11 protein-coding genes are annotated in these 14,364 nt (G+C 73.4%); 1 reads left to right on the top strand and 10 read right to left on the bottom strand.

Features of this window, described 5'->3' with window-relative positions:
- Window positions 1-3: 3 nt before the first annotated feature.
- The 10 genes from ACIQVT_RS12390 to ACIQVT_RS12345 are packed head-to-tail and all read right to left on the bottom strand — an operon-like array spanning window position 4 to window position 12,467.
- The gene (locus tag ACIQVT_RS12390) at window positions 4-999 is read right to left on the bottom strand and encodes a proline dehydrogenase family protein (protein ID WP_403751183.1); all 996 of its coding nucleotides are present in this window, start codon (window positions 997-999) and stop codon (window positions 4-6) included.
- Window positions 999-2,177: a fatty acid desaturase gene (locus ACIQVT_RS12385; protein WP_403751181.1), complete on the bottom strand. Its 1,179-nt coding sequence runs from the start codon at window positions 2,175-2,177 to the stop codon at window positions 999-1,001. The genes ACIQVT_RS12390 and ACIQVT_RS12385 overlap by 1 nt, the downstream gene beginning before the upstream one ends.
- A 54-nt stretch (window positions 2,178-2,231) precedes the next feature.
- Complete coding sequence (locus ACIQVT_RS12380) at window positions 2,232-4,166, bottom strand: S9 family peptidase (protein ID WP_403751179.1); 1,935 nt, start codon at window positions 4,164-4,166, stop codon at window positions 2,232-2,234.
- Window positions 4,167-4,217: 51 nt separating this feature from the next.
- Window positions 4,218-5,318 carry an enolase C-terminal domain-like protein gene (locus ACIQVT_RS12375; RefSeq protein ID WP_403751177.1) on the bottom strand — a complete coding sequence of 367 codons (1,101 nt, stop codon included), beginning with the start codon at window positions 5,316-5,318 and terminating at the stop codon, window positions 4,218-4,220.
- Entirely contained in the window at window positions 5,315-6,592 is a 1,278-nt protein-coding gene (locus ACIQVT_RS12370) for an ATP-grasp domain-containing protein (RefSeq protein WP_403751175.1), read from the bottom strand. Before ACIQVT_RS12370 ends, ACIQVT_RS12375 begins: the two co-directional genes overlap by 4 nt.
- A gap of 40 nt (window positions 6,593-6,632) precedes the next feature.
- Complete coding sequence (locus tag ACIQVT_RS12365) at window positions 6,633-7,904, bottom strand: ATP-grasp domain-containing protein (protein ID WP_403751173.1); 1,272 nt, start codon at window positions 7,902-7,904, stop codon at window positions 6,633-6,635.
- Window positions 7,905-7,960: 56 nt separating this feature from the next.
- Entirely contained in the window at window positions 7,961-8,536 is a 576-nt protein-coding gene (locus ACIQVT_RS12360; protein WP_403751171.1) for a hypothetical protein, read from the bottom strand.
- A gap of 6 nt (window positions 8,537-8,542) precedes the next feature.
- A complete protein-coding gene (locus tag ACIQVT_RS12355; protein WP_403751169.1) occupies window positions 8,543-9,820 on the bottom strand; it encodes an MFS transporter in 1,278 nt (425 codons plus the stop codon).
- The gene (locus ACIQVT_RS12350) at window positions 9,811-11,136 is read right to left on the bottom strand and encodes an acetyl-CoA carboxylase biotin carboxylase subunit family protein (RefSeq protein ID WP_403751167.1); all 1,326 of its coding nucleotides are present in this window, start codon (window positions 11,134-11,136) and stop codon (window positions 9,811-9,813) included. The genes ACIQVT_RS12355 and ACIQVT_RS12350 overlap by 10 nt, the downstream gene beginning before the upstream one ends.
- A 44-nt stretch (window positions 11,137-11,180) precedes the next feature.
- Window positions 11,181-12,467, bottom strand: a complete 1,287-nt coding sequence (locus tag ACIQVT_RS12345) for an ATP-grasp domain-containing protein (protein WP_403751165.1) — start codon at window positions 12,465-12,467, stop codon at window positions 11,181-11,183.
- A gap of 222 nt (window positions 12,468-12,689) precedes the next feature.
- On the opposite strand from ACIQVT_RS12345, the gene ACIQVT_RS12340 reads away from it, so the two are divergent.
- Window positions 12,690-14,330 (top strand): MBL fold metallo-hydrolase, encoded by a 1,641-nt coding sequence (locus ACIQVT_RS12340; RefSeq protein ID WP_403751163.1) that lies wholly within the window; start codon window positions 12,690-12,692, stop codon window positions 14,328-14,330.
- Window positions 14,331-14,364 lie beyond the last annotated feature (34 nt).

Genomic DNA, 14,364 nt, shown 5'->3' with positions numbered 1-14,364 from the left:
CTGTCAGTAGTCGGTGCCGAAGGCCGTGGCGGAGGGGTCGGCGAGATCGGCCAGGGCGCGCAGGGCCATGGCGGGGTGCTCGGCCAGGCGGTGCAGCAGGTGCAGCCACCAGCTCCGACCGTAGGTCGCGTAGACCCGGCAGGCGTAGCCGGCTTCCCGGTAGTGCCGGAGCAGTGCGGGGCGGACCCCGTGCAGCATCTCGATCTCCTCGGCCCCGGCGAGCAGCCCGCGCTGCCCGGCGGTGGCCAGCAGTTCGGCGTGCTGGGTCGCCAGGGCGAGCCGGGCGCCCTCGCCGAGGACGTACTCGGCGAACTCGAGGTAGCGCTCGTCGAGTTCGGGACCGCGGCCGAGGGCAGTCTCCGGAGCCTCCGCGTAGACGCCCTTGACCAGCCGGATCTTGCGGCCGAGCGCGACCAGGTCGGGCAGGTCCCGCTCGGTGCGGTGCAGGTGGGCCTGGACGGTGATGCCGACGTTGTGGTGGGCGGTGGCCAGCTCGGCGAAGACCGAGACGATCTCGTCCACCAGATCCGAGCGCTCCATCGAGAGCACCACCTCGCTGCCCCGCGCGGCCGCCGCGGTGAGGAGCCGTGACGTGTTGCGCACGGCCAGGTCGCGGGAGACCAGCAGGCCGACGTTGGAGAGGTCGAAACCGAGCTGGAGCGGCCCGGCGTCGGCGGCGAGCAGGTCCAGGTACGCCTGGACCACCTGCTCGATCTCGGCCTCGTCCCGGATCTCCTCGCCGACGTACTCGGCCGACACCCGGTACCCGCGGGTCCGGAGCAGGTCGAGCCGGGGGAGCAGCCCGGTCAGGTCGTCGGCGACCAGGTAGCGCCGGGCCGCCGGGTAGGCGACCTGACGCAGCAGTGAGCCGGGCTCGGCGAAGGCGCGCCGGCAGCGGTCATCCGCGGCCAGCAGCCGCAGGCCCAGGCCCGCGTCCCGGTCGGGCGTGCCGGCGGTGTCGACGGCGGGCGTCGTGGTGGTGACGGATGCCTCGGTCATCAGGGCCTCACGGTGGTCGGTTCGGACTGCTGGGGGACGGTGACGGTGACCTGCCCGGCGACGAGCATCATCGACTGGGCGAAGGTGCGGTCCGCGGTGGTCGGGTCACCGCCGTTCCGGCGCCAGGCGCGATACTTGGCCGCGTAGCTGATCACCGTCTCCTTGCCGCGCCGGGAGCGCGGGCGGCTGAGCACCCCCGCCCACATGCCGTCCCAGCCGGCGTACGCCGGGTCGTCCAGCAGCAGTCGGTGGGCCCGGTGCAGGTTCCAGAACGGGATGCCCGCGTTGAGGTGGTGGACCAGGTGGAAGCGGTCGCCGTGCCGGCTGAGCAGGAAGGTCTCCAGGGCCCGGCCGTGCCGGTTGCGGGTCAGCAGCACCCGGGTGGACTCGCTCTCCGGCAGCGGGTAGTGCTCGGCCAGTTCGGAGAGCCAGCCGATCGCGATGTTGCTGGTCAGCAGCGGGACGAACCAGAACAGCAGCAGCTCGGGCAGCACCCCGAGCCAGCCGCAGAGGCCGAACACGGCAGCCCATTGGAGCAGGAACAGCCGTCGCTCGGTACGGAGCGGCACCGGCACCGAGACCGTCAGGTCCGACTCCCGGGCCCGGACCCGGTCCCGGACCAGGTAGCGCAGGTAGTCCACGGTGCGCAGCCCCAGCAGCGAGAGCAGCACCTCACGGACCAGGAAGCCGCGGTCGCTCCGGTCCGGGTCGTAGAGCCCGCACTCGAGGTGGAAGCGGTAGTCAGGGTCGGCGTCCGCCTCGCCGAGGTGGCGGTGGTGCCGGCCGACGTGCGAGCTGCGGTACGGGCCGTACAGCTGGCCGACCAGGTAGCCGGAGAGGGCGGTGCCGGCCACCAGGTTGAGGACCCGGTTCCGGGCCAGGTTCTTGTGGGCGGACTCGTGCAGGAAGTGCGCGAGGAAGCGCTGGGTCGAGCCGATCAGGACCACCGCGACGGGATAGGCCCAGTAGGAGCCCGCGACACAGGCGATGACGCACAGCGCGACCAGACCGTACTCGAAGATGATCGCCAGGGGCGCGTGGTGGTTGTCCAGTCGGGTCAGGGATTTGAGACCTCGTCTGATCGGCGGTGCCAGCCGGTCGAAATCGAGGTCGTCGAGGTTCGCGGGGCCGGGACCGGTGCGGTCCGTCCGCCCGGTCGAAGATCTTTCTGAGGGCATGTCGTGTTCCTCTGCGTGGAGGTGTCGGTGGGGACGCCCGGGGACGGACGGGCGTCACGGGGCAAGACCGAAGACCGAGGCGTAGAGCGCCAGTTCGGCCTCCAGGGAGCGGACCACGGTGTCGGCGAGCCGGAAGCCGTGGCCCTCGGTCTCGAAGGTGAGGTAGCTGTGCGGCACCGTGGAGTCCTTGACCAGCGCGAGCAGCCGCTCGGCCTGCGCCGGCGGGCAGACGGTGTCCCGCAGGCCCTGGAGCAGGACGAACGGGGCGCGGATCCGGCCGGCCCCCGCGACCGGCGAGCGCTCGGCGTAGCGGGCGCGCTGCTGCGGCCAGGCGCCGATCAGGCTCTCCAGGTACCGCGACTCGAAGTCGTGGGTGCCCCGGGTGCGCCACTGCTCGGCGTCCAGCACGGGGTAGTAGATGCCGGCCGCCCGGTACAGGCCGGGCTCGGCCGCCAGCGAGGCGGTGGCCGTCCAGCCGCCGGCGCTGCCGCCGCGGATCGCCAGCCGGTCCGGATCGGCCAGGCCCTCGGCGGCCAGGGCGCGGGCCACCGTGGCGCAGTCCCGCACGTCGACCACGCCCCAGGACTCCCGCAGCCGTTCCCGGTACGCCCGGCCGAAGCCGGTGGAGCCGCCGTACTGGACGTCGACCACGCCGAAGCCCCGGCTGGTGAAGTAGCTGATCTCCTGGTTCAACACCAGATGGCTGCGGCTGGTCGGCCCGCCGTGGGCGAGGACCAGGTAGGGCGGCAGCTCGCCGTCCGGCCCGGTGTGCTCCGGGTGGTACGGGGGGTGGACGTGGGCGTGCACCGGCTCGCCGTCCGGCCCGGTGAAGGTGCGCCGGTAGGGGGTGGTGGCGTACTCCGGGTGGGCGGCGGACGGCTCGCGGAGGACCTCGGTGCCGCCGTCGGCCGGGTCGATCAGCACCACGGTGCGGCCCTGCCGCGGGCCGGCCGCGACGGCCGCGATCCGGCGGCCGTCGGTGGCCGGGAAGAACCACTCGGTGTACGGGGTCTCCAGGTCGTCGAGCCGCCCGTCCGGGGAGAGGAGGCCCAGCCGGCGGCCGCTGGTGCCGTGCACCACCGCGAGCCGGCCGTCCAACAGCGGCAGGCACCAGCGCAGGCCGATCCGCCACAGTGCCTCGCCGAACTCCTCCGGCCGGGCGCAGAGGTTGCGCCGACCGCCGTCCGGCCCGAACTCGTGCACGTTCCACCAGCCGTCCGGGTCGGTGACGGCGTAGAGGGCGCCGGAGCCGGTGGCCGCCCAGTCGGTCTGGGTGACCGACTCACCATCGCCGCCGGTCACCCGGACCGGCTCGGCCAGGCTGCCGTCCGGTTCGATCCCGGCCACCATCAGCTCGGTGGTGTCCCAGGGCATTGCCGGGTGGTTCCAGCCCAGCCAGGCGACCCGGCGGCCGCCCGGCTCGATCCGCGGGCCGGAGAGGAAGTCGTGCCCGCCCGTCAGGACCCGGACGGCCGTGGGGTCGTCGGCGGCCCGGCCGTCCAGCGGCAGCGCGACCAGGTGCCGGACCACCGAGGTGCCCTCGGCGTCGGCGACGGTCTCCCGCAGGCACCAGACCTCCTCGCCGCGGACCGCGAAGTCGGCGTAGCGCAGCTCGGCGGCCCAGGCCCCGACGGGGCTCAGCGGCACCGGGTCGGTGCCCGGGCGCCAGCGGTAGATCCGCTGGTCGTCCCAGTGGGTGAAGACGATGCCGTCCTCGACCCGGCCGGACAGCGCCAGCCAGGGGCGGCCGCCGTACTCGATCACCCGGCTGCGGACGTCCCAGCCGGGCGGCAGGGCGCAGGCCGGGCCGTCGGCGGTGCGGCGGGTCAGGGCACTGCGCCCGCCCTCCTGCGGACGGGCCTCCGTCCACCACACCTCCTCGCCGACGAAGCCGGTCCATTCGAGCAGGGCCTCGCCCCGCGCGACCTCCGCCGCCCCCACCGGAGAGTCCCAGGTGCCGTACGGCGAAGGCTCGGTGACGTGCTGCATGCTGCGCTGACTCCTCGTGGGTTCGGTGCGGTGGACGGCGCCGGGGAGGCGTCAGTACCGGATGCCGGGGATGCCGGGGCGGGAGCTGTCGAGGTGGTAGCCGAGTACCGGCGGGTCGTCGCAGAGCCAGAAGTGCCCGTCGAGGTCGGTCCAGTCGCACAGGCCGGCCAGCTGCGCCGCGTAGGCGATCGACCGGGGCGGCTCCAGGAAGCAGCCGAGCATCCGAGCCGTGCCCCGGGCGGCGAGGTGGTGCAGCGCGTCCAGGCCGGGCAGCAGGCCGCCGAAGCGCATCAGCTTGATGTTGGCGCCGTCGGCGGTGAGCGCGGCGCGCTCCACCGCGGCCCGGCTGTCGATGCCCTCGTCCAGCAGGACGGTGGTACGGGGCAGGGCGGCGCGCACCTCCGGGAGCAGCGCGTCATCGCTCACCGGGTCCTCCAGGACGGTGGGCGCGACCTGCTGCACCAGCGGGCGCACCTCCTCCCATTCGGCGCGGCTCCAGCCCCGGTTGACGTCCAGCACCACCGGGCCGTCCACGCCGACCAGGCCGCGGAGCACCTCCTGGTCCCGCGGGCCGCCGAGCTTGATCTTCACCGGCCGGGCGGTGGCCGGGACCCCCTCGCCGATCGGGACGGTGTGCATCAGCCGGACCGGGCCGGGCTCGGGCAGGTCGAGCAGCCGCCAGACCGGCAGCCCGGCGGTCCGGGCGGCCCGGTCCAGGAAGGCCATCTCGACCAGCATCCGGGCCGGAGCGCTGAACGCCGAGGCCGCGCCGGCCAGCAGCTCGCCGAGCCGGTCGGGCGACACGGTGTCGCCCGACCGGATCAACTCGTCGGCGAGCAGCCGGGCTTCGGCCGCGATGGCCGGGCCGTCCTGGCCGTAGCCGAGGTCGGCGGCGATCTCGCCCTCGCCGCGGAGCCGGCCGCAGGAGCCGATCAGCCGGAGCCGGACCCGGTCGACGGTGGCGATGGTCATGTGGGAGATCTGGAACGGGCGGTCCAGCTGATGGGGGAGCACCGCCACGTCGGCCTGGAGGCCGGCCCGGACGGTGGTGCTCGCGGTGCTCGCGGTGCTCGCGGTGCTCGCGGTGCTCGCGGTGCTCGCGGTGCTCGCGGTGCTCGCGGTGCTCGCGGTGCCGGTGGTGGTGTCGGTCATGCCCCGGCCTCCTCGGGGGACTCCGCGCCGGACGGCTCCTCGGTGACGAAGTGGACCGAGGCGGCCAGCTCCCGGGCCAGCCGCTCGGCCTCGGCCGGGCTCTCCGCTCCGACCACGACCGCGCCCACCCGGTCCTGGCCGGAGCGGAACGGTTTGATCACGTCCCCCGGCCGCACGGTCAGTTCGGCGTAGAGCAGGCCGGGGTGCGCCAGCACCTCGTCCCAGCCCTCGACCGCGACCAGCCGCCCGGGCGCAGGCGCGAGGAAGCGGCTGGCCGCCGCCCGGGAGGAGGCGGCCGGCAGCTCGGCCGGGCGGCCGAGCGCGTCGTCCAGGACGAGGCCGAAGAGCTCCAGGCCGGGGAAGACGTAGGGCAGCATGGTGTGGATCCAGCCGCCGCCGACCCGGCCGTGCACCTCGCCGAGAACCACGCCCCGTGCGGTGAGCCAGCATTCGACGTGGAAGGCGCCGAACCGCAGGCCGAGCGCGGTCAGCGCGGCACGGACCTGCTGGTCGATCTCCGCCCGGTCCGCCTCCGGCAGCGGGGCGGGCAGGACGTGGGCGACCTCGACGAAGAACGGCGGCGGGAGCTTCTCCTTCGCGGTCACCGCCAGCACGGTGGGCACCCCGCCGAGGAACAGGCCGTCCACGCTGAACTCCGGGCCGTCCACGAACTCCTCCACCAGGAAGGGGTCCTGGCTCGGCAGCAGCTCGATCGCGGCCGCCAGGCCGTCCGGGCCGTCCACACGGCTGACTCCCTGGCTGCCCATCGCGTCCCGGGGTTTGACCACCCAGGGGCCGGTGCTCTCCGCGAGGAAGGCCCGGGCCTCGGACCCGTCGGCGCACAGCCGCACGGCCGGCTGCGGGAAGCCGGCCGCGGCCAGCGCGGCCCGGCAGGCGTCCTTGGTGCGGATCCGGCGGACCGCCTCCGGCGGGTTGCCGGGGGCGCCGAGCTCGGCGGCGACCTCGGCCGCCGCCACCTGGGCCATCTCGCGGACCGCGAGGGCCACGTCGAAGCGCTCGCCCTCCTCGCGCCGGGCAGCCGCCCACTCGGCGCTGCCGACCGCGTCCTCGAAGTCGACCGCGCTCGCCGCGTCGGCGGCCTCGGCCACCTCCGGGGTGGCGGCCACGGTGGCCTGCTGGTTGGTGACGTGGGTGCGCAGACCGCGGGCCCGGGCCTGGGTCAGGGCCTGCACGGCCACGTCGACGCTGAGCGGGTTCGGCGCGGCGCCGCCGACCAGGAGCAACTGCGGCGGAGTGCCTTCGGTGGTGGTCATGCTGGAGAACTCCCTCGTCGTGTTAAGGGGGTGACGTAGGTCAGCGCAGTCGGAAGACCTGGTCCTTGATCCGCTGGATGTGCAGGTAGTCGCGCTCCACCTGCGCGGCGGAGTCGCCTGCCATGAAGATCCGCAGGCTGCTGGTGTAGAGGTCGACGGTCGGCCGGATCCGGCCGCCCTCCTTGATCTTCACGTTGAGGCCCCGGACGCTCTCCAGGCCCTCGATCTCGGCCAGCACGTCCTGGTCCAGGCTGTCCACCACGCCGTCGAGTTCGGTGGGCGTGGTGTAGAGCCAGGCCTCCCGCACCTTGCGGAAGTGCCGGCCCGCGTACCGCTCCAGGAACTCCTCCGGGCGGACGGCGGCCAGCGCGGTCAGGTCGGCCTGGTTCGCTCCGAGGCACTCGTCGTGGTAGGCGGGGTTCATCCCTCCGGCCAGCCGGGCGCCGACCTCGACCAGGGCCGGGCCGTCGGCGGTGATGACGACCTCGGCGTGGGTCGGTCCGAAGACGATGCCGAGCGCCCGCAACGCGGTGTCCATGTAGGCGATCAGCTCGGCCACCCGCGGGTCCCGGTGGTCCAGGACCAGCTCGTGGTCGTAGATGTTGTGGGTGCCGATCAGCCTCTTGCGGTACTGCCAGACCCCGCAGGTGTAGCGCCGGCCCTGGCAGGAGACCGTGTCGACCACGTACTCCTCGCCCACCAGGTAGGACTGGACGAGGACCTCGAGGTTCGGCTCGTCGAAGACGGTGCGGCTGGCGAGGACGGCCTCGGCCGCCTTGCGCACCTCGGCCGCGTCCCGGCAGATCGCCACGCCGTCGGCGGCCGCCGAGGTCAGCGGCTTCACCACCACGGGGTACTGGCCGCGCTGCTCGGCCCACTCGGCCAGTTCTTCGGGGCGGCCGCTCTTGAACTGCTCGGCGCAGCGGACCCCGGCCCGCCGGAGCGCCTCGATCATCTCGTACTTGTCCCGGCGGGCGGCCGACCGCGCGGTGCCGTTGGTGGGCAGCCCGAGCAGCTCGGAGAGCCGGTCGGTCAGCGGCACCCCGGGCTCCTGACCGGCCACCACGGCGACCGGCCGGTACCCGGCCAGCTGCCGGGCGGTCTCCTCGGGGGAGTCGCAGACCAGGTTCGCCAGGTAGGCGCTGAGGTCCGGGGCGAGCATCGTGGTCATCAACTCGGCGGTGCTCTGCACGTGGACGACGTCCGCGCCCTTGCGGGCGAAGGCCGGCGGCAGGTAGTTGCCGGTGGTGTAGCCGTCGACGAGCACCACGACCGGGCGGCGGCCCTGCTCGGTCGGCTCCTGGGCGGTCATGCGGGCTCCCTGCTGATCAGTGGGGTGTGGTGGCGGGGCGGGGTGGCGGCCGGGGCCTACTCGACCTCGGTCATGGTCAGGTGGATCCGGGTGGTGCTGCCGGCGTTGTAGGCGGAGTGGTGCAGCTTGGTGTTGAGCAGGTGCACCCGGCCGTCGGTCGGCACGTGGTAGGTGTGGCCGGTGCGGAACAGCAGCCGGCTGTCCTCGTTGCTGGTGATCGCGACGTGCGCCACCCGGGAGGCGTCGGTGTGCATGTGGTAGATCTCGCCCGGGTGCAGCGGCACCAGGCGCATCCGGCCGATCCGGAACGGCAGGCTCTGGTAGAGGTGGTAGAAGTAGGTGTCCTTCAACTCCTCGTTGAAGAACGAGAATTCGGACTCCTCGAAGTGCTTCTCACCGGTCTGCTGGTCGAACTGGCCGGTGCCGGCGTCGTGCCAGGGGTCGGCCGCGGCGGCCCGGTGGGTCAGGCCGAGGCGGCGCAGCCGGTGCTCCGGGTTCTCCGGGTCGGTGACCGGCACCCGGTCCACCACCTGCTGGTACGCCTTGAGGATCTCCTGGTGGTCGAAGTGCAGGCCGGGGACGAGCTCCAGCATGTCCTGGCCGAGCGACTGCGGATCGATCGTGGTGGTCATCTCTCGTCACGCCTTTCTGATGGCCGGGGCCGCCGCCTCGGCGGCCTTGCGCAGGGAGTGGGCGATGAGCGGCCGGCAGCTCGTGCCGACGGCCAGGAAGCCCAGGCCGAGGGCGAGGAAGCCGGGTGGTCCCCAGGTGAGCGCGAGCGCGCCGATCACGGCGGGGGCCAGCGCCTCGGCGACGCCCGCGCCGAGGCCGAAGACCCCGGAGTACTCGCCCTGGGCGTGCGGGGCGGCGAGGCCGAAGGAGTACTCCATGGAGGCCGCGGCGTGCCAGAGCTCGCCGAAGGTGTAGACGGCGACCGCGGCCAGCAGCAGGGCCACCGCGACCCAGGTGGAGCGACCGCTCGCGGTGGCCATCATGACCAGCCCGGCCAGGACGGCGGCCCCGGCGTACCGCATCCGGGTGCCCGCCGCCTCGGTGTCGTCCACCCCGCGGCTGACCCGCACCTGAAGACCGATCACCAGCGCCGTGTTGAAAAGCAGCGCGCCGGAGACCATCCAACGCGGTGCCTCGGTGTGGTCGACGATCCAGAGCGGCAGCAGGAAGGTCGGCACCGCGTAGTGCAGCGACATCAGCGAGTTGAGCACCGTCGCGGTCAGGTAGGGGCGGTCCCGCAGCGCCTCCCAGCGGCGGCGTCCGCGGGGCACCGGCAGCGGGGCCGGCCGGGGCAGCCGGAGCAGCGCCAGCGCGCTGCCCGCGAAGGCCAGCGCCCGGCCGCCGACCAGGCACAGGTAGGCCGGGGAGGAGTCGAGTTGGATGCCGACCCCGGCGACCAGCGCGCCGAGGGCGATGGCCAGGTTGGTCGAGGAGCGCAGGTAGGCCCGGAAGGCCGTCGGGTTCTCCCCGCCGAAGCTGCGGACCAGCGGCGCCTGGCTGGACTTGGTGGCGGCGAAGACCACGCCGAGCAGCACCGAGACCAGCAGGTACGGCCAGAACGTGCGGACCACCAGGTAGCAGGCCACGGTGGCGGCCCCGATCAGCATCACCGCGATCTGGGTCTCCCGGGCCCCCCACCGGTCGGCGATCCGCCCGGCGACCAGCCCGGCCGCCAGCCCGGCCATCGCCCCGGCGAACAGCCCGGTGGCCACCTGGGCCATCGGCAGGCCGACGATCCGGGTGAAGTAGAGCACGCTGCTGGTCATGAACATCCCGGCGCCCAGGGAGTTCACGAAACTTCCGGCCGCCAGCGCGCGCTGCTCAACGGTCTCCGGCAGCAGCCGGGCGAGCGGGCCCCGCTGCCGCCGCTCCTCGACGGCCCGGGCGTGTCCGGTCAGTCCCACAGGGCGTCCCGGTAGTCCTGTTCCGGCCAGGTCGCGCGCTGCCAGGCGCGCAGCTCCCGCAGCGAGCTGTCGTACGGGGCGACCACCGTCCGCTCGGCGAACCACGCCCGCAACTCGCCCAGTCGGGTCTGTAGTTCCTCCTCGGAGTCGGCGGCGACCAGCACCTGGCCGAGCTTCTGGTTGGTGGAGCCCAGGCCGTCGGCGAACTGGCCACCGAAGGGGAACTCCACCCGGGCGAACTCCACGCCGGGCTGCGCCCGCAGTTCGGCCGGCGAGGGGCAGCTGATCAGGGTGCCCGGACGACCCGGCAGATAGGTTCCGCCGATGGTCTCCGGCCGTTCCACGACCATCAGTTCGGGCCGGCGGCCGAGCGCGGCGAACAGCTGCGCGGCACCCAGGTGGACGTTGAACTTGGCCTGGAGCTCCTCGTGGATCAGCGCCCCGCCGCGCCGGGAGGCGCACTCGCCGAAGGCCAGCCCGTGCTCCGGGTGGTGGAACAGCTCCATGTGGAAGGCGCCGTCGCGCAGGCCGAGCGCCTCGATCGCGCGCCGGACGAACGGGTCGCCGAGCTCGTAGGCCCAGGCTTCGGACTTCGGGTCGAAGCGGCGCAGCCGCAGCGGCAGCCCCTGGTCGACCACGGTGAGGCACGGGTCGCCGTAGGTGCCGAGCGCGTGGAAGACGACCTCGCCCTCGAACACGACGCCGTCCGCCACCCACTCGTCACCCTCGACGAACTCCTCCAGCGCGAAGGTGCGTTGGGAGGTCCTCTCCTTGCGGTACTGGCGGCTGCGCTGCTCCAGGTCGGCCAGGCCGGTGACCACCGAGGTGCGGGCGGTGGCGGCGCCGGCGATCGGCTTGAGCACCGCCCGCCGGTAGGGCAGCTCGGTGATGGCCGAGACGTCGTGGATGTCCTCGATCACCGTGACCCGGGCGGTGCGCAGTCCGGCCGCGGCGATCCGGCGCTTCTGGAGCGACTTGTCACGGAAGTGCGCCGCGGTGACGGGGTCGATGCCGCGGCAGCCGAGGTGCTCGGCGACCATGCCGGCCGTCACCATGGCCCACTCGTCCGAGGTGAGCACGGCGTCGAACTCCCCTTCGGCCAGGCCGGCGCGGTGAAGGGCCGTCAGGACGGCCTCGACGCTGCTCTGGTCGTCGACCCGGAGTACCGTGAACTGCTCGGGGACCGGGACGATGCCGTAGTCGTAGGCGGTGGAGCCCCAGATCACCACGGCGTCGACGCCGTTGCGCACACAGGCCTGCATCACGTACTTGTCGGTGCCCAACAGCAGCACCCTCGGTCGTCGTTCGGTGTCCATACGGGTGGCTCGCCTCTCCTCGGGTTCTCGCGGGGGGTGCGTCGTCACGCGTCGGCCGGGGTCTCGGCCAGCCGGTAGACCGCGTCCTTCAGGGTCTGGATGGTGCGGTGGTCGGCCCGCAGCGACTCCGCGTCGGGGCCGGTCATGAAGATTCGCAGCGGGCTGGTCAACAGGTCCGTGGTGGGACGCAGCCGCTTGCCGGGGGCCAGCTTGACGCCGACCAGGTGGACCGTCTCCAGTGCGGCGATCTCGTCGACCACCGCCTGGTCGACCGAGGTGACCTCACCGTCCAGCTCGGTCCGGGTGTTGTGTACCACGGCCTCGCGGCGCTTGGTGTAGACCCGGCCGGCGTAGCGGTCCAGGAACTCCTGCGGACGGGTGTACGCGAGCGCGGTCAGGTGGGCCTGGTTGGTGCCCAGGCAGGCGTCGTGGAAGCCCGGGTTCATGTTGCCGTTCAGCCGGGCGCCGATCTCGACCAGGGCCGGGCCCTCCGGGGTCATCATCACCTCGGCGTGGGCCGGGCCGTGCTCGATGCCCAGCGCTCGCAGCACGTCCAGCACGTAGGCGATCAGCTCCGGCACCGGCTCGGCCCGCGGGTCCAGCAGCACGTCCCGGTCGTAGATCCTCCGGCCGGAGGGCAGCTCTGTCTTCTCGTACTCCCAGACCCCGCAGACGTAGTGCTCGCCGCCGACCCCGACGGTGTCCACGATGTACTCGGTGCCCGCCAGGAAGGACTGGGTCAGCGCCTCGGTGTTGCGGCTGCCGAAGATGTCGGTCGCGGCCAGCACCCGGCGGGCCGCGGCAGCCACCTCCTCGGTGGTGCGGCAGACGTAGACGTGGTCGGTGGAGGCCGAGCTGAGCGGCTTGACGACGGCCGGGAAGCCGCCCTCGGCGGCCGCCCAGGCGGCCAGTTCCTCCGGGTCGGAGCCCTTCGACTGCCGGGCGCAGCGCAGTCCGGCGGCCCGCAGGGTCTCGATCATCCGGTACTTGTCGCGGCGCGCGGCGGAGAGCGCGGAGCCGTTGCCCGCCAGCCCGAGCAGCTCACCCAGCCGGTCCGCCAGCGGCACCCCGGGCTCCTGGCCGGCCAGCACCGCGACGGGGGCCAGCGCGGCGAGCGCGGCCACCGTGTCCGGCAGCCCGTCCTCGCCGGAGAGCACGTAGCAGTCCCGGTAGGCGGCCGGGTCCGGCTGGAGCATCGTCAGCATCGGCTCGGGGGTGCTCCGCACGTGGACCACCTCGACCCCGAGGGCCGCGAAGGCCGGAGGGAGGAAGGCGCCCGTGGAGTAACCATCCACGATCACGGCGGTGTCGGATCGGTGGACCGCGGTCATGGGTCCCCTCGCTCTCGTTCGTCGGGTGGGGCGGCGCCGGCAACGCTCCCAGCACCCCCCTCCCCACACATGGGGGGAGCGCACCCAGATTCCGTCCGGACCGGTGTTCGAAATCTGGGAGCCGGCCACCCATGTGTCCGGCCCGGCCCCCGGGCCAGAGTGGGCGCCGCCACCCGACCGTCACGTTCGAACGTGCCGCCACGGCACGGATGGAGACCCCGCATGCGCGCCTACCTCTCGCCGGCCACCGTCGTGCAGCCACTGGTCCACCGCTGGTACGCGGTACCGTTCGTGGCCGCGCCCCACACCGGCGCGCTCAACCTCGTCAAGCGCCACCTGCCGGCCCTGCGGCGCTACCTGGAGAGCCCCGAGCAGCACGCCCGGGCGCTGGCCGACCCCAACATGTTCGGCGCCCCGTTCATCGATTCGGGCCCGGCCGGCCCGCAGGGCGTCGCGGACCTGCTGGAGCGCACCCTGGCCGAGGGCGAGGCCCGGATCCGGATGGCCGAGGACATCGACACCATGCGCGCCACGCTGGCCAAGAACGGCGACGGCCGCGCGCTCGCCCCGCTGTACCAGGACCTGCCGCCCGCCCTGCGCGGGGTCACCGAGCTGGTCTACGACACGGCCAACAACGCCGGCCTGCGGTTCTTCGAGAGCCTGCTCTACCGCACCCCGGCGACCGAACCGCACGCCCAGACGGTCTCCCTCATGGAGCGCCACGACCGGGCGCAGCCCTTCATCTACAGTTCGCCGATCCTGCCCGCTCCCGGCCGTACCGACCTGGAAGTGCCGTTCGCCTCCGAGTTGCTTGACGAGCTGTTCGCGGCCCGGCTGGAGCCGGTGGACGTGGAGGAGCTGGCGGAGAAGTTCGGCCTGGACGAGGAGGCCCGGGTGGGGTTCCGCCGCCTGTTCACCGAGCAGGAGCCCCGGCGCTACGTGCCGAACGGGACCGGCGAGGTGCGGATGCAGTACTTCGGCCACGCCTCGGTGCTGCTGGACCTCGGCGGCTTCACGGTGATGACCGACCCGACCGTCGGCTACGACGGGGACGGCTTCGAGGGTCACTTCACCATCGCCGACCTGCCGGAGACCATCGATGTCGTGGTGCTCAGCCACGGCCACTCCGACCACTTCTCGCTGGAGACCCTGCTCCAGCTCCGGCGGCGGATCGGCACCATCGTGGTGCCGCAGTCCTCCGGCGGCAGCCTCGCCGACATCGGCCTGCGCTCGATGCTGGAGCACTTCGGCTTCCGCAACGTGGTCGAACTGGCCGACATGCAGAGCGTGCAGGCCGGCCCGGCCACCATCACCGCGCTGCCCTTCCTCGGCGAGCACGGCGAGCTCGACATCCGCGCCAAGATGGTGCCGATGGTCCGGCTCGGCGGCCGCGGCTTCCTGTTCGCCACCGACACCTCACCGATCGACCCGGCCCTCTACGACATGGTGGCCGAGGAGATCGGCTCGGTGGACGCCCTGTTCATCGGCCTGGAGTGCGTCGGTGCCCCGCTGACCTGGCTGTACGGCCCGCTGCTGGACACCCCGATCTCCCGCGAGCACAGCCTGGAGCGCGGCCTGAAGGGCTCCTTCGCCGAGCCCGCGGACCAACTCGCCCAGCGGCTCGGCGCCCAGCAGATCTTCGTCTACGCGTTGGGGATCGAGCCCTGGCTCAAGCACCTGACGGGTTGTTGGTTCGACCCGGAGGCCGAGCAGCTGCGCCAGGAGGTCATCCTGCGCGACCTGGCCGGGCAGCGCGGGGTCCGCTCCGAGCTGCTCTACCTCACCGCCGAGCGCTCCTGGCCGGCCGCCCCGCAGGACCGACCGGCCGCCCCGCAGGACCGACCGGCCGCCCCGCAGGACTGACCGGCGGCGCGCCACCGGGCGGCCACTCGCTTCG

Origin of the sequence: Streptomyces sp. NPDC100445 (assembly GCF_044759735.1) — a bacterium.
In the GTDB taxonomy this organism is placed as follows: Bacteria; Actinomycetota; Actinomycetes; order Streptomycetales; family Streptomycetaceae; genus Streptomyces.
The sequence above is the reverse complement of the archived record's forward strand: the minus strand, read 5'-3'. Positions and strand labels throughout refer to the sequence as shown.